Raw genomic sequence first — 19,636 nt, 5'->3', positions numbered from 1 at the left:
TTCACCGCAGCCCGAACCGCGAGAGCAGCCCGGTGGCCCCCCGCCGGCCATCCTCCTCGCCCGCGGGATCGCGGCCCGCCAGCAGGTCGGCGACGACCTGGGGCAGGGCGGCCACGACGTCGCCGGCGGAGATCGGCCGGCCCGGTGCCTCCCCGGCGGCCCGGTGCCCGGCCGCGCCGTGCAGGAGGGCGGCGGCCGCCGCGACGTCGGCGAGCGCCGCGGCGTCGAGGGACCGGTCGGCGGCCTCGGCGCGGGCGCCGGCGCCCGCCAGCAGGGCGCCCAGCACGCCGGCCAGGACGTCCCCGGTGCCGGCGGTGGCCAGCCACGGCACGCCGGCGGAGGCCACCCGCAGCGGGCCGCCCCCGGCGACGACCGTGCGGGCCCCCTTGAGCAGCACGACCGACCCGGTGGCGCCGGCGAGCTGCTCGGCGGCGTGCGCCGGGGCGGCGAGCACCTCCTCGCGGCCCACCTCCCGGCCGGTGACGGCGCCGAGCAGCCGCGCGGCCTCGCCGGCGTGCGGGGTGAGGATCAGCTGCCGTCCCGTGGGCTCGTCGCCGGTGAGGGTCGCTGCCAGGGCGTCGAGCGCCCCGGCGTCGACGACGGCGGGCACCCGCTCGGCCTCGGCCCGGCGCAGCGCGGCACCCAGGCGCTCGCCGTCGGCGTCGTCGGTGCCCGGACCGATGACGAGGGCCTGGACCCGTCCGTCGGCGCCAACCACCTCGGGGTGGGCGGCCAGGACGAGGTCCGCGGCCCGGCCCTCGGCGAGGTGCCGGACCATCCCCAGCCCCGTGCGCAGCGCACCGCCGACGGCGAGCACCCCCGCCCCGGGGTACCGCTGCGAGCCGGCGACGACCCCGAGCACGCCGCGGGTGTACTTATCGTCCGCCCAGCCCGGCGGACGCAGCTGCTCGGCGGCGTCGACGACGTCCGGGGCCAGCACGCGCGGCGCGGCCGCCGGTGCCACGCCGATGTCGGCGACCTGGACCCGGCCGGCGCGGCCCGCCGCCGGCGGCAGGAGCAGCGCCGGCTTGGGGGCGATCATCGTCACCGTCACGTCCGCGTGCAGCACCGTCCCCGGCAGCGTGCCGTCGTCGACCCCGACCCCCGAGGGCACATCGACGGCGACGACCGTCGAGCGCGGGGCGGCGGCGAGGACCTCGGCGACCTCGAGCGCCGCACCGCGCAGCGGACCGCTCGCGCCGGTGCCCACGGCGCCGTCGACGACGAGCTCGGCCCACCGGGAGAGGTCCGCCAGGTCGCCGGCCACCGGGGCGTCCCCGAAGCCCGAGCCGGGCGCGGCCAGCACCTCGCAGCCCGCGGTGCGCGCCGCGTACAGCCCCGGCGGGTGCGGCTCGGCGGCGACGACGAGCGCGACGACCCGCACGCCCGCGCCGGAGAGCATGGCGCCGGCGAACAGGGCGTCGCCGCCGTTGGCCCCGCCCCCGGCCAGGACGAGGACCCGGGACCCGCTGACGTCCTTGCGGGTGGTGCGCAGCTCGGCGGTCACCGCGTCGGCGACGGCGCGTGCAGCCCGCTCCATCAGCGGCTCGCCGGCCTTGAGGTGGGGCGCCTCGAGGGCGCGGACGTCCGTCGAGGTCAGGGCGGTGCGCATCAGTCCCCCTCCCCCACGGCAACGGCGGCGGCGATCCCGCCGTCGTGCGAGATCGACAGGTGCCAGCGCTCGATGCCGAGCTCGGCCGCCCGGGCGGCCACGGTCCCGGTGATCTCCACCTGCGGCGGTCCGTGGGGCACGCGGCGCACGGTGCAGTCGTGCCAGCGCATGCCCCCCGGCGCGCCCAGTGCCTTGGCGATGGCCTCCTTGGCGGCGAACCGCGCCGCCAGCGAGGCGGGCGGCAACTCACGCTCGGCGGGCGTGAACAGCCGCTCGAGCAGCCGGGGCGAACGCTCGAGCGCCGCCGTGAACCGTGCGACCGAGCACACGTCGATCCCCACCGAGCGCACCGCCACCGACGCGCCTCCTACTCCACCGTGACGGACTTGGCCAGGTTGCGGGGCTGGTCGACGTCGAGCCCCTTCGCCGCGGCGATCTCCGAGGCGAAGATCTGCAGCGGCACCGTGGTCACCAGCGGCATCATCAGGGTGGGCGTGCGGGGCACGCGGATGATGTGGGAGGCGAACTCCTCGACGTCGGTGTCCCCCTCCTCGGCGACGACGATCGTGCGCGCGCCGCGGGCCCGCACCTCCTGGATGTTGGAGATGACCTTCTGGTGCAGGACGGGGCGCCGCGGGGTCGGCACGACGACGAACACGGGCTGGTCCTGGTCCACCAGGGCGATCGGCCCGTGCTTGAGCTCGCCGGCCGCGAAGCCCTCGGCGTGGATGTAGGCGAGCTCCTTGAGCTTGAGCGCGCCCTCGAGGGCCACCGGGTAGCCCACGTGGCGGCCGAGGAAGAGCACCGAGGACTCCTCGCGCATCGACCGGGCCAGCTCGCGCACGTTCTCCTCCTCCGCCTCGAGCAGCGCGGAGATCTTGTCCGGCATCGCGGCGAGCTCCTCGAGGTAGCCGGAGACCTCGTCGGCGTACTTGTTGCCGCGCAGCTGGGACAGGTAGAGCCCGAGCAGGTAGCAGGCGGTGATCTGGGCGAGGAAGGCCTTGGTGGAGGCCACGGCGATCTCGGGCCCGGCGTGGGTGTAGAGCACCGCGTCGGCCTCGCGGGCGATGGTCGAGCCGAAGGTGTTGACGATGGCGAGCACCTTCGAGCCCTGCTCGCGGGCGTGGCGCACGGCCATGAGGGTGTCCATGGTCTCGCCGGACTGGGAGATGGCCACCACGAGGGTGCGCTCGGTGACGATCGGGTCGCGGTAGCGGAACTCGCTGGCCAGCTCGACCTCGCAGGGGATGCGGCACCAGTGCTCGATGGCGTACTTGGCCACGTGCCCGGCGTAGGCGGCGGTGCCGCAGGCGATGATGACGACCTTGTCCACCGTGCGCAGCACCGACTCCTCGATGCGCATCTCGTTGAGGACCAGGTGCCCCGACTCGTCCTGGCGGCCCAGCAGCGTGTCGCGCACGGCGGCCGGCTGGTCGTGGATCTCCTTGTCCATGAAGGTGGGGAACCCGCCCTTGACGGCGGCCTCGGAGTCCCAGTCGACGGTGAAGCGGCGCCCCTGCGCGGGCGTGCCGTCGAAGCCGACGACCTCGACGGTGTCGGGGGTGATGGTGACGACCTGGTCCTCGTCGAGCTCGAGGGCCTCCTTGGTGCCACCGATGAACGCGGCGACGTCGGAGCCCATGAAGTTCTCCCCCTCGCCCAGGCCGACCACGAGCGGCGAGGACCGGCGGGCGCCGACGATGACGCCGGGCTGGTCGCGGTGCTGGGCGAGGATGGTGAAGGCCCCCTCGAGGCGGCCGACGACGGCGAGCATCGCGGCGGTGAGGTCGCCGTCGTAGGCGGCGGCCAGCAGGTGGGCGACGACCTCGGTGTCGGTCTCCGACGTCATGGTCACGCCGTCGGCGACGAGCTCGCGGCGCAGGGGGGCGAAGTTCTCGATGATGCCGTTGTGGATGACCGCGACGGCGCCGTCGCCGCCGACGTGCGGGTGGGCGTTGGCGTCGGTGGGGCCGCCGTGGGTGGCCCAGCGCGTGTGCCCGAGCGAGGCCACGCCCGCGGGCACCGGGTCCTGCTCGATGGCGTCGCGCAGGTTCTGGAGCTTGCCGGCGCGCTTGCGCACGACGATCTCCTCGCCGGTGTGCAGCGCGATCCCGGCGGAGTCGTAGCCGCGGTACTCCAACCGGGCCAGGCCCTCCATGGCCATCTCGAGCGGGCGGGCGGACGGGGTGCTGCGACCGACGTGGCCGACGATTCCACACATGGGAGCGAGGATAACTGCCACCTCGGTGGCACGATGTCCCGGTGACCGACGACGCTCCTGCCCGCGGCAACCACCGCCGCCCCGTCGAGGATCTCGACCGTCACCTCACGCCGTACACCGAGCTCGACCGCGCCTCGTGGTCCCGGCTGGCCGCGACGACGCCGCTGCCCCTGACCGATGCCGACGTCGTGCACCTGCGCGGCCTCGGGGACCCGCTCGACCTGTCCGAGGTCGACGTCGTCTACCGGCCGCTGTCGGCGCTGCTCCAGCAGTACGTGGCGGCGACCGACCAGCTGCACACCGCGTCGGCGCACTTCCTCGGCGGCAGCTACACGCGCACGCCGTTCGTCATCGGTGTGGCGGGCTCCGTGGCCGTGGGCAAGTCCTCGACCTCACGCCTGCTGCGCGAGCTGCTGCGGCGCTGGCCCCAGACCCCGCGGGTCGAGCTCGTCACCACCGACGGGTTCCTGCTGCCCAACGCCGAGCTGGAGCGGCGCGGGCTGCTCGGCCGCAAGGGCTTCCCGGAGTCCTACGACCGGCGGGCGCTGCTGCGCTTCGTCGCCTCGGTCAAGGCGGGCGCAGCCTCGGTCTCGACGCCGGTCTACGACCACCTCACCTACGACATCGTCCCCGGCGCCCGCAACGTCGTCGAGCACCCGGACATCCTCATCGTCGAGGGCCTCAACGTCCTCCAGCCGGCGCGGTCGAGCGCCGGGCGGTCCTCGATGCTCGCGGTGAGCGACTTCTTCGACTTCTCCATCTACGTCGACGCCCGCACCTCGGACGTGCGCCGGTGGTACGTCGACCGGTTCCTCAAGCTGCGCCGGACGGCCTTCGCCACGGAGGGCTCGTACTTCCGCCGCTACGCCGACCTCGACGACGAGGAGGCCGTGCGCACCGCCACCGAGATCTGGGAGTCGATCAACGCCCCCAACCTCGAGCAGAACATCCTGCCCACCCGCAGCCGGGCCAAGCTCGTCATCACCAAGGACGGCCACCACCGCATGCACCGGATGCTTCTGCGCAAGCTCTGAGCGCTCAGGCCACGCGGCCGGGACGCTCCTCGTCCTCCCCCGCCGGGTCGGCGTCCTCGGGCTCGCCGTCGGCGGTGTCGTCGCCGGCGGTCGTGCCGCCGTCGGCCGAGGTTCCGGCCTCGGTGGTGGCGCCGTCGTCGGCGGGTCCGCCGTCGTCGTCGTGGGTGCGCACGCCCAGGTCGGGCAGCAGGCGCCCCTGCGCCCAGCCGAGGACCCGCTCGAGGAGGATCCCCAGCAGGACCCCGCCGACGACGCCGGCGAGGACCCCGAGCAGCGGGTGGTCGGCCAGGACCGAGCCGGCCCCGTACCCCAGCGCCACGGAGTAGCTCGACCAGACCACGGCGGCGATGCCGGCCAGCACGGTGAACCGCGCCCGCGGGTAGGCCACCGCGCCGGCGGTCATGTTGACCGCGACCCGGCCGAAGGGGATGAACCGGGCGGCCAGGACCAGCGAGGCCCCCCGTCGGCCGAGCGTGCGCCGGGCCGAGGCGACCGCCCGTCGCCCGCCGGGGCGGTTGAGCACCGGGACGCGGTCCAGCGGGATCGCCGCCCCGATCCGGTAGGCGATGAGGTCGCCGACGAAGGCGCCCACGGCGGCCAGCGGCCAGAGCAGGTACAGGTGCGGTCCGTGGCCGGCGGCGGTCAGCGCGGCGGCGGAGATGACCACGCCCTCGCTCGGTGCGGCAGGGAAGAAGCCGTCGACGATGCAGCCCAGCAGGACGATGAGCAGCACCCAGGGCGAGGCCGCCAGGTCCACCAGCCAGGTCTGGACCGCGTCGACGAGCTCGAGCACCTGCCCCATGGGCTCAGGCGGTCAGGGCGAGGCGCTCGGCGACGACGGCGGCCAGGGTCTCGGCCTCCTCGCGCGCCCGGTCCTCGGTGCCGGCCTCGACCATGACGCGCACGACCGGCTCGGTCCCCGAGGGGCGCAGCAGGACGCGTCCGCTCCGGCCCAGGCGGCCCTCGGCGGCGGCCACGGCGTCGGCCACGCCGGGGTCCGTGCCCGCGGCGGCCCGGTCGACGCCCTTGACGTTGAGCAGCACCTGCGGCAGGCGGGTGACCACCGACGCCAGGTCGGCCAGCGAGCGCCCGGTCTGCACCACGCGCGCGGCGAGCAGCAGGGCGGTGAGCACGCCGTCGCCGGTGGAGGCGTGCGAGGCGGAGATGATGTGGCCGGACTGCTCGCCGCCGAGGACGAAGCCGCCGGCGCGCATGGCCTCGAGGACGTACCGGTCCCCGACGCCGGTCTGCACCGTGGAGATGCCCGCCCGGTCCATGGCCTGCAGGAGGCCGAGGTTGGACATGACAGTGACCACGAGGGTGTCCTGGGCGAGCTCGCCGGACTCCTTGAGCGCGGTGGCGAGCACGCCCATGATCTGGTCGCCGTCGACCAGCGTGCCGGCGCCGTCCACGGCGAGGCAGCGGTCGGCGTCGCCGTCGAAGGCCACGCCGAAGGCGGCGCCCGCGGCGACGGTGACGGCCTGGAGCTGCTCGGGGTGGGTCGAGCCGCAGGCGTCGTTGATGTTGTACCCGTCCGGGGACGCGTTGAGCACGACGACGTCGGCCCCGGCCTCGCGCAGGGCGAGAGGGGCGATGTCCGAGGCGGCGCCGTTGGCGCAGTCGACGGCGATGCGCAGCCCCTTGAGGGGGGTGTGGTCGATCGCGCCGACGAGGTGCTCGACGTAGGTGGAGTCCGCGCGCACCGAGCCGGAGCCGAGCCGCCCGACGGCGTCGCCCACCGGCGCGACGAAGTCGGTCCCGAGGAGCGACTCGAGGCGGTCCTCGACGGCGTCGTCGAGCTTGTACCCGCCGCGGGCGAAGAACTTGATGCCGTTGTCGGGCATGGCGTTGTGCGAGGCGGAGATGACCACGCCGAGGTCGACGTCGGAGGTGGCGGTGAGGTGCGCGATGCCCGGGGTGGGGAGCACGCCGACGTCGTCGACGTCGACGCCGGCCGAGGCGAGCCCGGCGCCCACGGCGGCCGAGAGCATCTCGCCGGACACGCGGGTGTCGCGGCCCACGATGGCCCGCGGCCGCTCCCCGCTCCCGTGCGTGTGCCCCTCGGCGACGAGCTCGCGCGCCGCGGCCACGCCGAGGTCGAGCGCCAGCCGCGCCGTGATGTCCCGGTTCGCGAGCCCGCGAACCCCGTCCGTGCCGAACAGTCGCGCCATCCGGTCCCCTCCTCGTGTCTCGTGCCTCGGGTCCAGCCTGCCGGGTGGGCACCGGTCCGTCGATCGGTACACCTGCCCTGATACGGCGACGGCCCCGTCCCGCGGAGGGGACGGGGCCGTCGGTGGCGCGGTCAGCGCTTGGAGTACTGCGGAGCCTTGCGGGCCTTCTTCAGACCGGCCTTCTTGCGCTCGATGGCGCGGGCGTCACGCGTGAGGAAACCGGCCTTCTTCAGCTCGGCGCGGTTCGCGTCGCGGTCGATCTCGTTGAGCGCCCGGGCGATGCCCAGGCGCAGCGCACCGGCCTGGCCGGAGACGCCGCCGCCGGCGATGCGGGCGATGACGTCGAAGCGACCGTCGAGGTCCAGCAGCGTGAAGGGCGAGCGCGCCAGCTGCTGGTGGAGCTTGTTGGGGAAGTACGACTCGAGCGTGCGACCGTTGATCGTCCACTCGCCGGTGCCGGGCACGAGCCGGACGCGGGCGACGGCCTCCTTGCGGCGGCCCAGGGCCTGGCCGGGGGCGGTGATCGACGAGCCGCTGCCCTCGGGGGCCGACTCGCTCTCGGACGTGTAGCTCGCAGGTGCGTCGTCGACGTCGACGTCAAACTCGGTGGTGGGCTCGGCCACGGTTCTCCTCGTGGGTATCGGTGGTGGGCTCAGGCCTTGGCGGGCTGCTGAGCGACCTGGTCAATGACGAAGGGCTGCGGCTGCTGGGCCGCGTGCGGGTGCTCGGGGCCCGCGTAGATCTTGAGCTTGTCGAGCTGCTGACGACCCAGGGTCGTCTTGGGCAGCATGCCGCGCACGGCGCGCTCCACGGCGCGCGTCGGGTGCTTCGCGAGCATCTCGACGTACGTCGTCGACTTGAGCCCGCCCGGGAAGCCCGAGTGGGTGAAAGTCTTCTTGTCGGCCAGCTTCGCCCCGGTCAGGGCGACCTTGTCCGCGTTGACGACGATGACGAAGTCGCCGCCGTCGACGTGCGGTGCGAAGGTCGGCTTGTGCTTCCCACGGAGCAGGGTGGCGACCTGGCTGGCCAGGCGGCCCAGGACGACGTCGGTGGCGTCGATGACGTGCCACTGCCGCTTGATGTCACCGGGCTTGGGGGTGTACGTGCGCACGGGCGTATGCCTCACTACTACTGTCGGCGTTCTTGACGAACGGGTGCGGCGCCGTGAGGCACCGCGACGGTCGGTTGACGTCTGCCGTGGTCTCCGAGGGCGCAGCTCCGGCGAGTGGGAGGCACCGGGGCGCACCAGGGACGTACGACGACTCCCCAGGGTAGCCCACGACGGCTGCGCGCAGGAAGACTGCGCGCGCGGCGACCAGGTGATGGTGGACACCACCGCCGCCGGTCGACCGGTGCGGCTCGTGCCCGTCGCGGGAGCAGTTCGCGCCCGTCGCGGGGGCGGCCTGCGGCCGTCGACGGGCGCAGGCCGCCGACAGGGGCGGTCCGCCGGCATCAGGTGGCCGCGTCGTCGCCGAGGGTGCGCACGCGGCGCGCGGCGCAGGCCCGCGCGGCCAGCTCGCCCGCGGGCGGGTAACCGACCTCCTCGAGGGTGAGGCCGTGCGCCGGGGCGACGTCCACCTTCGCCTCGCGGCTGCGCAGCGCGAGCGCCTCCCCCGGCCAGGTCACGGGCCGGCGGCCGGCGCCGACGGCCAGCAGCGCGCCGGCAAGCGAGCGGACCATCGAGTGGCAGAAGGCGTCGGCCTCGACGGCGAGCACCACGAGCCCGGCGTCCGCACCGTCGGAAGGGCGGGTCACCGCCAGGGAGCGCAGCGTGCGGATGGTCGTGGCCCCCTCGCGCGGGCGGCAGTAGGACAGGAAGTCGTGCTCGCCGATCAGCGCGATGGCGGCCCGCGCCATGAGGTCCGTGTCCAGGCCCCGGCCGTGCCAGAGCACGGAGCCCGCGCGAAGCGGGTCGCGGGTGGCGACGGCGTCGCTCACCCGGTAGGCGTAGCGCCGCCACGTGGCCGAGAAGCGCGCGTCGAAGCCCGGCGGCGCGGGTGCGGCGCGGTGCACGACGACGTCGCTCGTCCCGCGCGGACCGCCCGAGCCCCGGGCGAGCACCCCGGCCAGCCGGTCGACGAGGGCCTCGCCGGGGGCGCGGTCGGACCGTCCCGGCAGCAGCTCCCAGCGCGAGGCGGGGACGTCGAGGTGGGCGACCTGGTGGCGGGCGTGCACGCCCGCGTCGGTGCGACCGGCCACCGTCAGGCGAAGCTCGGGCGTGCGCAGGACGGTCGCCAGCGCGCCGATGAGCTCGCCCTCGACGGTCCGCAGGCCGGGCTGCGCCGCCCACCCGGAGAAGGCCGAGCCGTCGTAGGCCAGGTCGAGCCGCACCCGCAGCGTGCCCGCTCCCCGGTCCTCGTCCTCCACCCGGCGAGGGTAGCCGGGCCCCGACGGCGGGGCTCCCCGCCGCGCGCCCACAGCGATGAGCCGAGCCTCACCCGGGATGAGGAGTCCTTCACCCGGATCTCCTGGTCCTCACCTCACGCGTCGGCAGAGTGGTCCTCATCAAGCCACCCCATCCCCCCGGATGACGGACGAAGGAGAGAACGACATGAGCAAGAAGCTGTGGATCACCACCGGGACCCTGTCGGCGGTCGCGATCATCGCCGGCGGCAGCCTGGCCGTCGCCGACGACACGGACGACCGCGGCGACCGGAACCCGGGCTCGACCGCCACCGAACGCACCGCCTCGGCGCCCTCGCCCCGGTCGGCACCGTCGGCGGCCAGCGCCCCGGTCGTCGAGCCCGGCCAGGCCCTCGAGATCGCCATGTCCGCGAAGTCGATCGACACCCCCGCCTCCCCGCCCACGGCCGTGAGCGCGGTCTCGGCCGCCTCACCCGCCCCCGCGCCGTCCCCGGCGTCCGCCCCGTCCGCGGTCTCCGCGCAGTCGCCGGCGGCCGCGCCGCGTCAGCAGGCCCCCGCGCCCGCTCCCGCCCCGGTCCAGCAGGCCCCGCGCACCCAGGCTCCCGCCCCGGCGCCGGCTCCGGTCCAGCGCCAGGCCCCGGTCTCGGCGGACTCGGGCTACTCCGCGCCGTCGCCGGTCTCCGCGGCGAGCGCCCCGTCGGGCCACTCGGCCCCGAGCGCCGACTCCGGCGACTGACCACGCGCCCGGCCCACGGCCGGGACGCCTCCCGCGCGGCGACGCCCGCGCACGGGCCGGCGGCGGATCCTGAGGGGGTTCCGCCGTCGGCCCCTTCTCGTGCCCGCCCGCAGGAAGACTGCGTCCGCGGGTACACGGACATCTGCGAGCGGACACGTGCCCACGGACGCGGACGGGGCCCGGCACCATGTGGTGCCGGGCCCCGTCCGCGTCTGGCGGGAAGTGTCAGGCCTTGTCGGCCGACTCCTCGGACTCGGGGGTGTCCTCGGCAGGGGTCTCCTCCGCGGCGGCCTCCGCCTCGGGGGCCTCCTCGGCAGCGGCCTCGACCGCGGTCTCCTCGGTCGCCGGGGTCTCCTCGACGGCCTCGGCCGGGGCGGCCTCCTCCTTCGGCGCAGCCTTGGCCGCCGCCTTGGTGGCCTCCTTGACGACCGCCTGCTTCGGCGAGACGGGCTCGAGGACGAGCTCGATCTGCGCCATGGGGGCGTTGTCACCCTTGCGGTTGCCGACCTTGGTGATGCGCGTGTAGCCGCCGTTGCGCTCACTCATCTTCGGGGCCGTCTCGGCGAACAGCGAGTGGACGACGCCCTTGTCGGACAGGTGGCGCAGCACGCGACGGCGCGAGGCGAGGTCGCCCCGCTTGGCGAGCTGGACCAGGCGCTCGGCGAGCGGCTGGACGCGCTTGGCGCGCACGACCGTGGTCGTGATGCGGCCGTGCTCGAAGAGCGACTGCGCGAGGTTGTCGAGCATGTGGCGCTCGTGCGACGGGCTGCCACCCAGACGCGGACCCTTGGCGGGCTTGGGCATGATGACTCCTTGGGTGAAATGCGGTGGGCGGTGCGTCAGGCGGGGTTCTCGGCGGAGAACCGGATGTCGCCGAAGTCGTCGTCCGCCTCCGTGCCGCGGTGCTGGGCGAGGTCGAAGCCGGCGGGGCTGTCCTTGAGGCCGAGGCCCAGGGCCTGCAGCTTCTCCTTGATCTCGTCGATCGACTTCGCACCGAAGTTGCGGATGTCGAGCAGGTCCGCCTCCGAGCGGGCGACGAGCTCGCCGACGGAGTGGATGCCCTCGCGCTTGAGGCAGTTGTACGAGCGCGACAGGAGGCCGAGCTCCTCGATCGGCAGGGCCAGGTCCTGCGCGAGCTCCGTGTCCATCGCCGAGGGGCCGATCTCGATGCCCTCGGCCTCGACGTTGAGCTCCCGGGCCAGGCCGAACAGCTCGACCAGCGTCTTGCCCGCGGAGGCCAGCGCGTCACGCGGGGTGATCGCGCTCTTGGTCTCGACGTCGACGATCAGCTTGTCGAAGTCGGTGCGCTGCTCGACACGGGTGGCCTCGACCTTGTAGCTGACCTTGAGCACCGGGGAGTAGATCGAGTCGACCGGGATGCGGCCGATCTCGGCGTCGAAGGACTTGTTCTGCTGCGCGGAGACGTAGCCGCGGCCACGCTCGACCGTCAGCTCGATCTCCAGCTTGCCCTTGGCGTTGAGGGTGGCGATGTGCAGCTCGGGGTTGTGCACCTCGACCCCGGCCGGCGGGGTGATGTCCTCGGCCGTGACGACGCCGGAGCCCTGCTTGCGCAGGTACATGACGACCGGCTCGTCGTTCTCCGAGGAGACGACGAGGTCCTTGATGTTGAGGATGATCTCGGAGACGTCCTCCTTGACACCCGGCACGGTGGAGAACTCGTGCAGCACGCCGTCGATGCGGATCGACGTGACGGCGGCACCGGGGATCGAGGACAGCAGGGTGCGACGCATCGAGTTGCCGAGCGTGTAGCCGAAACCGGGCTCGAGCGGCTCGATGACGAAGCGCGAACGGCGGTCGTCGACGACCTCTTCGCTGAGAACGGGGCGCTGTGCGATGAGCACTGGTGATCATTCCTTTCGGCGGGCATCCGCTATATGACGCCGCGCAGGGCCGCCCGGGCTCGGTCCGTCCGGGCGGGTGGTGCCGGTGGCCCCCGCAGGGGGCCGAACGGTCCCGCCGACGCCGTGGCGCCTGCGGGACCGGAAGGTTGGGTCAGACCCGACGGCGCTTCGGCGGGCGGCAGCCGTTGTGGGCCTGGGGGGTGACGTCCTGGATCGAGCCGACCTCGAGGCCGGTCGCCGTCAGCGAGCGGATCGCGGTCTCCCGGCCGGAGCCGGGGCCCTTGACGAAGACGTCGACCTTCTTCATGCCGTGCTCCTGGGCGCGGCGGGCGGCCGCCTCGGCGGCGAGCTGGGCGGCGAAGGGCGTCGACTTGCGCGAGCCCTTGAAGCCGACCTGGCCCGAGGATGCCCAGGAGATCACCGCGCCGGAGGGGTCGGTGATGGAGACGATGGTGTTGTTGAACGTCGACTTGATGAAGGCGTTGCCGGCGGAGACGTTCTTCCGCTCCTTGCGACGCGGACGGCGGGTGGCCGTCGTGGTACGAGCCTTGGGAGGCATGGGAGGTTCCGTTCTCGCGAGGGTCTGTGATTGATCGGTACGGCGCCGCGCGGCGGGCGGGCGCCGCGAGCGCTACTTGGTCTTCTTCTTGCCGGCCACGGTCTTCTTCGGGCCCTTGCGGGTGCGCGCGTTCGTCTTGGTGCGCTGGCCCCGCACGGGCAGGCCGCGGCGGTGCCGGATGCCCTGGTAGCTGCCGATCTCGACCTTGCGACGGATGTCTGCGGCGACCTCGCGTCGCAGGTCACCCTCGATCTGGTAGTTGCCCTCGATGTGGTCGCGAAGGGCGACGAGGTCGGCGTCGGTCATGTCCTTGACGCGCAGGTCCGGGCTGATGCCGGTGGCCTTGAGGGTCTCGACCGCACGGGTGCGGCCGACGCCGTAGATGTAGGTGAGCGCTACTTCCAGCCGCTTCTCGCGGGGAAGGTCGACGCCGGAAAGACGTGCCAACTCGGGTCTCCTCGATCCGTTCCGGAGGTCCTATCGCCCCGACCTCCCGCCTGCTGCGGGCCCCGGCCTCCGGGCCGAGGGTCGCACCCGAGGGTGCTGTCGGAACGTCGCCGGCCGGTAGCTACCGCCGACTTCCAGGGATTCAGCCCTGGCGCTGCTTGTGGCGAAGGTTGTCGCAGATGACCATGACGCGGCCGTGGCGACGGATCACCTTGCAGTTGTCGCAGATCTTCTTGACGCTGGGCTTGACCTTCATGGTGGTTGTTCCTTCATCGTCGCTCGCCCGCCGTCCCCCTGGGGGCACGGGCGGCGTCGACGCTCGAGAGTCGGATGGATTACTTGTAGCGGTAGACGATGCGGCCGCGGGTGAGGTCGTACGGGCTGAGCTCGACCACGACCCGGTCCTCGGGGAGGATCCGGATGTAGTGCTGACGCATCTTGCCCGAGATGTGAGCGAGGACCTTGTGCCCGTTGCTCAGCTCAACCCGGAACATCGCGTTGGGGAGTGCCTCGACGACACTGCCCTCGATCTCGATGACCCCGTCCTTCTTCGCCATGCTCTCCGCTCACGTCGTGGTGTGGCCCGACCGCGCCGTGCGGTCGCGCGGCCGTGCGCAAGACACAGCCATGCCCAGCGGACAACTTTACGCCATCGACCCGCGCCGGGGAACAGGCGTAGCAGGTGAGCCAGCGCACGCAGCGGGTGGTTCCCGGGCCGCGGGCACGCAGCGAGCGGTTCCCGGGGCACAGGCACGCACCGGCTTGGCCCGACGGCGCGGCTCCCCTCCCGTCGCCACCCCGGCCTGGACGGTGGGCGGGGGTGGGGGCGATCTCGCCCCCACCCCCTGGGACACGCCTCGTCAGGGGCGGCCCCCGCCGCGCCTGACGACGCTGTCCTCGGACGGGTGCCGGTCCCTTCCCGTCCCGGCTCCCGTGGCTGCACGTCGGGCCCCCGCGGACGTGAGAGAAGTCAACCCCGCCCGACCCCCTGCGCGGGAGGCCCGGGGGCGCCGAGGTCGCGGCGAGGGGCGTCGAGATCGTGTCCACCCGGCGTCGAGACGCCGTGCCCGCGCGGCCCTAGAGCAGGCCGAGACGCTCGGCGCGCTCGATCGCGGCCGCCCGGGTGGTCACCCCGAGCTTGCGGTACAGCGCCGAGGTGTGGGTGCGGATCGTCGACGGCGCGACGACGTACTTCCGGGCGATGCCGGGCACCGTCGTCCCCCGGGCGAGCTCACCGAGGACCTCCGACTCGCGGGCGGTGAGCCGGACCTGGCCGTCGGGCGCGGGGAACACGCCCGGATGGGTCGACAGCAGCGGCACCGCGAGCTCCCCGAGCAGCGGCCGCGCGCGCTCGAGGATCGCCGCCGAGGCGTCCTTGGGGAGCATGACGAACGGGCGCACGATCCCGTGCTCCACCGCCAGGGCGGCGGCGCGCTCGATCGCCTCGGACTGGACGTAGAGCAGGCCCGTCCGGTGGGCGGCGACGGCCCGACCGAGCCAGAGCTCGATGGCGTAGCGGGGGGCGACCGTGGCCGCGACGGACTCGGTGCGGCGCAGCACCTCGGCCTCGTCGCCGTCGGCGAGCAGCAGCCGGATCGACGCCGGCTCGACGAGGACCGAGGAGCTCCCGGTCGCGGTGGCCGAGTCCAGCCAGGAGCGCGCCGAGGTCGTGTGCCCGAGCGCGAGGCACAGGTCGGCGGCACAGGCGTGCATGAGCACGCGCGCGACGGGGATCTGGGGCGAGGAACGCGCGACGATCGCCCGGCGCTCGACCTCGAGGAGCATCGACGCCGCCTCGCCGCGCACGAGGGCGATCCCGGTGAGCACGAGCAGGAGCCCGCCCTGCAGGCCGGGGTCCACGGTGACGTCGAGCATGGCGCGCAGCCGCTCGACGGTGGCGGCGCCCGCGGACCTCTCCCCCGCCACGATCTCGCCGAGGAGGTCGATCGCGTCGGCGACGCGGGCCAGCTCCCCGGCGACCGACACCGCCTCCGTCGCCGCCGTGAGGCCCGGGTCCTCGCCGCTCGCCGCCGCGTCCCCGGGGTCCGCGCCCGGCTCGGGGTAGCGGTGCATCCACCGCAGGGCGTCGCTCGTGCTGCCCACGAGGGTCAGGGCCAGCATGAGGCTCGCGGCGACCGCCTCCTCCCGCGCCCACGTCGGGACCTCCTCGTCGGGCCCGGGCCGGTAGCGCAGCGCCTGGTGCGCCGCGACCGCCGCCGTGACACCGTCGGCCGCACGCAGCCGGGCCACGGCGAGCAGCGAGAGGGTGCGGCGCCACTCCTGGGCGTCGATGCCGCCCCGGCCCGCCGGGGGCAGCGGACCCATGGTGGGCGCGGGCGGCTCCGCGAGGATCCGGGCGGACATGAACTCGAACATCCACCCGGGCGGGTGGTCGGCGCTGAGGAGGTGGCGGGCGGCGAGCAGCCGGGCGTCCCCGGCGACCTGGGCGTCCGGTACCCGGGTGGCGACCTCGTGCAGGGCGGCGGGCGCCGCCAGGGCGAGGTGCTCCCACCCCGCGTGCACCACCTCGCGCACCGCGGCCCAGTCCTCGGCCTCCGCGGCGAGCAGCATCTCCGCGCGCATGTCCCCCTCCTTGCGCGCGCGTGCCTGGAGCCGGGCGGCGAGGGCCTGCAGGTGGTCGGGGTGGGCCTCGCGGAAGGCCCGCAGGCCGATCCGCCGGATCCCGGGCGCGAACACGTAGCCGCCGTGGTCGGGACGGACCACTCCCAGCCCCTCGACCCGGCGCACCACGAAGGAGGCGTCCACCCCGCCGAAGAGCTCGTCGGTGACCCAGTTCTCGATCCGTTCCGGCAGCAGCAGGCCGGCGTACCCGCCGGAGGTCATCGCGGAGAAGTCGGTCATCACGTGCGCGGACAGCCGGGTGAGCACGTCGTAGTTGGCCGCCCCCTCGCCGCCGGTGACCTGGCCGAACAGCGCGCCGCGGACGAGCCCCGGCCAGCCGGCGAAGTCGTCGACGATGACCTGGGCCTGCTCCTCGTCGATGCTCACCCCCATCCGCGCCCCGATCGCCATCGTCCGGGCGGCGTCGATGCGCAGGTGCTGGCCGGTGATGATGACCGAGTCCGGGGCCAGGGGGGCGAGCGAGGCCAGCGGGGCGGAGTCGCGCGAGATGAGCACGAGGTTCGGTCCGTCCCAGGCCTCGGCGACCTCGAGGATGACGGGCGTGGCGTCGGGGGCCAGGGAGGCGATGTTGTCCAGCACGAGCGTGGGGCGCTCCGGCCGGTCGGCCGCGTGGGCCAGGAGGGCATCGAGGTGGCGCCGGAACTCGGCACCGGTGAGCTCCTCCTCGCCCAGGGCCACCCACAGCACGGGCCCGTCGTGGCTGCCCTCGGGCGACAGGCGCGAGGCGATGAGGGAGGACTTGCCCCAGCCGCGCGGCGCGTGCACGAGGGTGAGGGCCGGCAACGGATCGAGCTGCGCGGCGGCGGCCGCGGGCATGGCGTATCCGACCGAGACACGCGGGATGCCGATCATCGAGCAGCTCCAGTCCGGGCATCCGGCGCTGCGGACGCGGTTACCGGGCGTGCGGCACCGCACGTCGGCGTCCGCGCGCTGCCCTCACGTCGGACCTGTCCGGGCCGCCTACCCACCTCCCGGGGGAGAGGTGTGGCCACAGTACCGAGACCGCGGCCGGGCCGGAAGGGATGGACGCGTCGGATAGACGCGGACGGTCCGGGTCCGGTGCGCGCCGGCGCCGCGGCCGGCGCGGGCGGGCCGGGGCCGGCACCGCGGCCGGCGTCGTGACCGACGAGGGGCGGTCAGTCGCCGAGCGGCACGACGTCGACGCCGCGCGCGGCCAGCTCCGCGGCCCCGCCGTCGGGTGCGCTGAGGACCCACACGCCCCGCGAGTGCACCGCGACGGTGTGCTCCCAGTGCGCGGCCCGCGAGCCGTCGAGGGTGACGACCGTCCAGTCGTCGTCGAGGATGGTGTTGTCCTGCGCGCCCACGGTCAGCAGCGGCTCGACGCACACCACCAGGCCCGGCACGACCGGGACGCGGGAGACCCGGGAGCGGTGGTTGACCACGTCGGGCGCCATGTGCATGGCGGAGCCGATCCCGTGCCCGATGTAGTCGCGCACGACCTCGTGGTCCACCCCGTGCTCGGCGTCGTAGGCCTCGACCTCGTCGCGCACCGCGTGGCCGACGTCCGTCACGTGCCCGCCGCGCCCGAGCGCGGCGACCCCGGCCCACATCGCGCGCCGGGTGGCCTCGACCAGGTGGCGGTCACGCTCGGCGGACTCCCCCACGATCGCGGTGAAGGCCGCATCGCCGTGCCATCCGTCGAGGACGGCGCCGACGTCCACCGAGACGACGTCGCCGTCGGCCAGGGGCACCTCGTCGGGGATGCCGTGCACGACCCGGTCGTTGACCGAGACGCAGATGCGGCGGGGGAAGCCGTGGTAGCCGAGGAAGTTCGACTCCGCGCCGTGCTCGGCGAGCACGCCGGCGGCCACCTCGTCGAGCTGGACCGGGGTCACGCCCGGGGCGATCGCCGCGCGGACCGCGCGGTGGATGGCGGCGACGACGAGCCCGGGGGCCCGCATCGCGAGGACCTCGGCGTCGGACTTGTACTCGATCCTGCCCCGTGCCACGTCAGTCCTGGGTGCCCGTGCCGAGGGCGGCGAGCAGCCGGTCGGTCACGTCCTCGACGGCGCCCATGCCGTCGACCTGGACCAGCAGCCCACGCTCGGCGTAGGTGCTCGCCAGGGGCGCGGTCTGCTCGGCGTAGACCTCGAGCCGGCGGCGGATGACCACCTCGGTGTCGTCGGCACGGCCCTGCTCCTGGGCGCGCTGGAGCAGCCGGGACACGACCTCGTCGGTCTCGGCGGTCAGCTCGACGACGGCGTCGAGGGTGGTCCCGGCGTCGGCGAGCATGCCGTCGAGCTCGGTGACCTGGTCCGCGGTGCGCGGGTAGCCGTCGAGGAGGAAGCCGCCCGCGGCGTCGTCCTGGGCGAGGCGGTCACGCACCATCGCGTTGGTGACCTCGTCCGGGACGTACTCCCCGGCGTCCATGTACCGCTGGGCGCGGCGGCCCAGCTCGGTCTGCTCGGCGACGTTGGCGCGGAAGATGTCGCCGGTGGAGATGGCGGGCACGCCGAGCGCCGCCGAGAGCCGGGCGGCCTGGGTGCCCTTGCCGGCCCCCGGGGGGCCGAGGAGGACGAGGCGGGTGGTCATCGCAGGAACCCTTCGTAGTGGTGCTGCTGGAGCTGGGAGTTGATCTCCTTGACGGTCTGCAGGCCGACGCCGACGACGATGATGATCGAGGTGCCGCCGAACGGGATCTCCGTGACGTTCATGGCCGCCAGGGCGATCGTCGGGATGAGCGCGACGATCGTCAGGTACGTGGCGCCGACCGTGGTGATGCGCGTGGTCACGTAGCGCAGGTACTCGGCGGTGGGCCGGCCCGCGCGGATCCCGGGGATGAACCCGCCGGCGCGCTTCATGTTGTCCGAGATCTCGTCGGGGTTGAACGTGATCGACGTGTAGAAGAACGCGAAGAAGAAGATCATCAGGCCCATGAGGACCATGTAGCCCCAGCTCTGGGGCGAGAAGTTCGTCATCACCCAGACGGCCCAGCCCGCGGGGTCGGCCTGGTCGCCGAACTGGGCGGCCATCGTGGGCAGCATGAGGATCGACGACGCGAAGATGACCGGGATGACGTTGGCCATGTTGATCTTCAGCGGGATGTAGGTCGAGGAGCCGCCGTACATCCGGCGTCCGACCATCCGCTTGGCGTACTGCACCGGGATGCGCCGCTGGCTCTGCTCGACGAACACGATGACGAGCGTGATGACGAGCAGCAGGCCCACGATGAGGGCGAAGCGGCCGGCGCCGCCGTCGCCGCGGGCCACGGTCATCATGGCCGAGGGGAAGGAGGCGGCGATGGAGATGAAGATGAGCAGCGACATGCCGTTGCCGACGCCGCGCTCGGTGATGAGCTCGCCGAACCACATGATGAGCACGGTCCCGGCCGTCAGCGAGATGACGGTGATGAGCAGGCCCATCGGGGAGGTGTCGGGGATCGGGTTGACCGGGCAGCCGGGGAACAGCCCGTTGTTGGCCACGGTCACCACGACGGCGGACTGCAGGACGGCCAGGCCCACCGTGAGGTAGCGGGTGTACTGGGTGAGCTTGGCCTGGCCCGAGGAGCCCTCCTTGTGCAGCTCCTCGAACCGCGGGATCACCACGCGCATGAGCTGGGTGATGATGCTCGCGGTGATGTAGGGCATGACGCCCAGCGCGAAGACGGACAGCTGCAGCAGCGCCCCGCCGGAGAAGAGGTTGATCATCCCCATGAGGTCGTTCTGCTGGGTCACGCCGAGACACTGCTGGACGTTGGGGTAGCTCACGCCGACCGCGGGCACGAAGGCCCCCACACGGTAGATCGCGATGATCCCGAGCGTGAAGAGCAGCTTGCGCCGCAGGTCCGGAGTCCGGAACGCCTGGAGGAATGCGCTCAGCACCTAGTTCGTCTCCTGATCAGGTTCGTCGACCGGCTGCGCCGTCGGCACGCGGTCTGTGGCGCACGAGGCGCCCGGGACACCTTACCTGCCGCCCGGGGCGGTCCGGGCCGGCGCGCGCCGCTCGGACGTGACGTGGGTCCCCCGG

Annotated in this window: 20 protein-coding genes; 2 read left to right on the top strand and 18 right to left on the bottom strand. The window is 73.9% G+C overall.

All coding sequences use genetic code 11. The features are described 5' to 3' along the window. Window position 1 precedes the first annotated feature (1 nt). The 3 genes from AC3D3D_RS12555 to glmS are packed head-to-tail and all read right to left on the bottom strand — an operon-like array spanning window position 2 to window position 3,833. Window positions 2-1,612 carry an NAD(P)H-hydrate epimerase gene (locus tag AC3D3D_RS12555; RefSeq protein WP_463661654.1) on the bottom strand — a complete coding sequence of 537 codons (1,611 nt, stop codon included), beginning with the start codon at window positions 1,610-1,612 and terminating at the stop codon, window positions 2-4. Continuing rightward, window positions 1,612-1,968, bottom strand: a complete 357-nt coding sequence (locus AC3D3D_RS12550) for a holo-ACP synthase (RefSeq protein ID WP_463661655.1) — start codon at window positions 1,966-1,968, stop codon at window positions 1,612-1,614. Before AC3D3D_RS12550 ends, AC3D3D_RS12555 begins: the two co-directional genes overlap by 1 nt. A gap of 11 nt (window positions 1,969-1,979) precedes the next feature. Next, a complete protein-coding gene (gene glmS / locus AC3D3D_RS12545) occupies window positions 1,980-3,833 on the bottom strand; it encodes a glutamine--fructose-6-phosphate transaminase (isomerizing) (RefSeq protein WP_463661656.1) in 1,854 nt (617 codons plus the stop codon). 41 nt (window positions 3,834-3,874) lie between these two features. Between glmS and coaA the strand changes: the two genes are divergently transcribed. Beyond that, on the top strand, window positions 3,875-4,867 hold the full coding sequence (gene coaA / locus AC3D3D_RS12540; protein WP_463661657.1) for a type I pantothenate kinase: 993 nt from the start codon (window positions 3,875-3,877) through the stop codon (window positions 4,865-4,867). Between the two features lie 4 nt (window positions 4,868-4,871). Here coaA and AC3D3D_RS12535 read toward each other — a convergent pair whose 3' ends face one another. From AC3D3D_RS12535 to AC3D3D_RS12515, 5 genes are all read right to left on the bottom strand, one after another. After that, window positions 4,872-5,669 carry a DedA family protein gene (locus AC3D3D_RS12535; protein WP_463661658.1) on the bottom strand — a complete coding sequence of 266 codons (798 nt, stop codon included), beginning with the start codon at window positions 5,667-5,669 and terminating at the stop codon, window positions 4,872-4,874. Between the two features lie 4 nt (window positions 5,670-5,673). Then, window positions 5,674-7,038, bottom strand: a complete 1,365-nt coding sequence (gene glmM / locus AC3D3D_RS12530; protein WP_463661659.1) for a phosphoglucosamine mutase — start codon at window positions 7,036-7,038, stop codon at window positions 5,674-5,676. A gap of 131 nt (window positions 7,039-7,169) precedes the next feature. Next, window positions 7,170-7,661, bottom strand: a complete 492-nt coding sequence (rpsI, locus tag AC3D3D_RS12525) for a 30S ribosomal protein S9 (RefSeq protein ID WP_463661660.1) — start codon at window positions 7,659-7,661, stop codon at window positions 7,170-7,172. Between the two features lie 29 nt (window positions 7,662-7,690). Next, window positions 7,691-8,149 carry a 50S ribosomal protein L13 gene (gene rplM / locus AC3D3D_RS12520; RefSeq protein ID WP_463661661.1) on the bottom strand — a complete coding sequence of 153 codons (459 nt, stop codon included), beginning with the start codon at window positions 8,147-8,149 and terminating at the stop codon, window positions 7,691-7,693. 341 nt (window positions 8,150-8,490) lie between these two features. Beyond that, a complete protein-coding gene (locus AC3D3D_RS12515; protein ID WP_463661662.1) occupies window positions 8,491-9,405 on the bottom strand; it encodes a tRNA pseudouridine synthase A in 915 nt (304 codons plus the stop codon). A 184-nt stretch (window positions 9,406-9,589) separates the two neighbouring features. Here AC3D3D_RS12515 and AC3D3D_RS12510 point away from each other — a divergent pair, with 184 nt between their 5' ends. After that, entirely contained in the window at window positions 9,590-10,138 is a 549-nt protein-coding gene (locus AC3D3D_RS12510; RefSeq protein ID WP_463661663.1) for a hypothetical protein, read from the top strand. Window positions 10,139-10,363: 225 nt separating this feature from the next. On the opposite strand, the gene rplQ is transcribed toward AC3D3D_RS12510, so the two are convergent. The 10 genes from rplQ to secY all read right to left on the bottom strand — a co-directional run bounded on the left by rplQ (window position 10,364) and on the right by secY (window position 19,491). Next, window positions 10,364-10,942 (bottom strand): 50S ribosomal protein L17, encoded by a 579-nt coding sequence (gene rplQ, locus AC3D3D_RS12505; RefSeq protein ID WP_463661664.1) that lies wholly within the window; start codon window positions 10,940-10,942, stop codon window positions 10,364-10,366. 35 nt (window positions 10,943-10,977) lie between these two features. Further along, a complete protein-coding gene (locus AC3D3D_RS12500) occupies window positions 10,978-12,000 on the bottom strand; it encodes a DNA-directed RNA polymerase subunit alpha (RefSeq protein ID WP_463661665.1) in 1,023 nt (340 codons plus the stop codon). Between the two features lie 151 nt (window positions 12,001-12,151). Beyond that, window positions 12,152-12,559 carry a 30S ribosomal protein S11 gene (rpsK, locus tag AC3D3D_RS12495; protein ID WP_463661666.1) on the bottom strand — a complete coding sequence of 136 codons (408 nt, stop codon included), beginning with the start codon at window positions 12,557-12,559 and terminating at the stop codon, window positions 12,152-12,154. A 72-nt stretch (window positions 12,560-12,631) separates the two neighbouring features. Continuing rightward, complete coding sequence (gene rpsM / locus AC3D3D_RS12490) at window positions 12,632-13,006, bottom strand: 30S ribosomal protein S13 (RefSeq protein ID WP_463661667.1); 375 nt, start codon at window positions 13,004-13,006, stop codon at window positions 12,632-12,634. Window positions 13,007-13,148: 142 nt separating this feature from the next. Then, window positions 13,149-13,262: a 50S ribosomal protein L36 gene (rpmJ, locus tag AC3D3D_RS12485; RefSeq protein WP_100421663.1), complete on the bottom strand. Its 114-nt coding sequence runs from the start codon at window positions 13,260-13,262 to the stop codon at window positions 13,149-13,151. 79 nt (window positions 13,263-13,341) lie between these two features. Next, window positions 13,342-13,563 carry a translation initiation factor IF-1 gene (gene infA / locus AC3D3D_RS12480; protein WP_043501486.1) on the bottom strand — a complete coding sequence of 74 codons (222 nt, stop codon included), beginning with the start codon at window positions 13,561-13,563 and terminating at the stop codon, window positions 13,342-13,344. Between the two features lie 520 nt (window positions 13,564-14,083). After that, entirely contained in the window at window positions 14,084-16,501 is a 2,418-nt protein-coding gene (locus AC3D3D_RS12475) for a helix-turn-helix transcriptional regulator (protein ID WP_463661668.1), read from the bottom strand. Window positions 16,502-16,785: 284 nt separating this feature from the next. Then, window positions 16,786-17,571 (bottom strand): type I methionyl aminopeptidase, encoded by a 786-nt coding sequence (gene map / locus AC3D3D_RS12470; protein WP_488512647.1) that lies wholly within the window; start codon window positions 17,569-17,571, stop codon window positions 16,786-16,788. Between the two features lie 49 nt (window positions 17,572-17,620). Further along, complete coding sequence (locus tag AC3D3D_RS12465) at window positions 17,621-18,202, bottom strand: adenylate kinase (protein WP_463661670.1); 582 nt, start codon at window positions 18,200-18,202, stop codon at window positions 17,621-17,623. Continuing rightward, window positions 18,199-19,491, bottom strand: coding sequence for a preprotein translocase subunit SecY (gene secY / locus AC3D3D_RS12460; RefSeq protein ID WP_463661671.1), 1,293 nt, complete (start codon window positions 19,489-19,491; stop codon window positions 18,199-18,201). Before secY ends, AC3D3D_RS12465 begins: the two co-directional genes overlap by 4 nt. Window positions 19,492-19,636: the final 145 nt, after the last annotated feature.

This window comes from Georgenia sp. X1117 (genome assembly GCF_057784635.1).
This window is presented reverse-complemented; position numbering and strand designations above follow the sequence as displayed.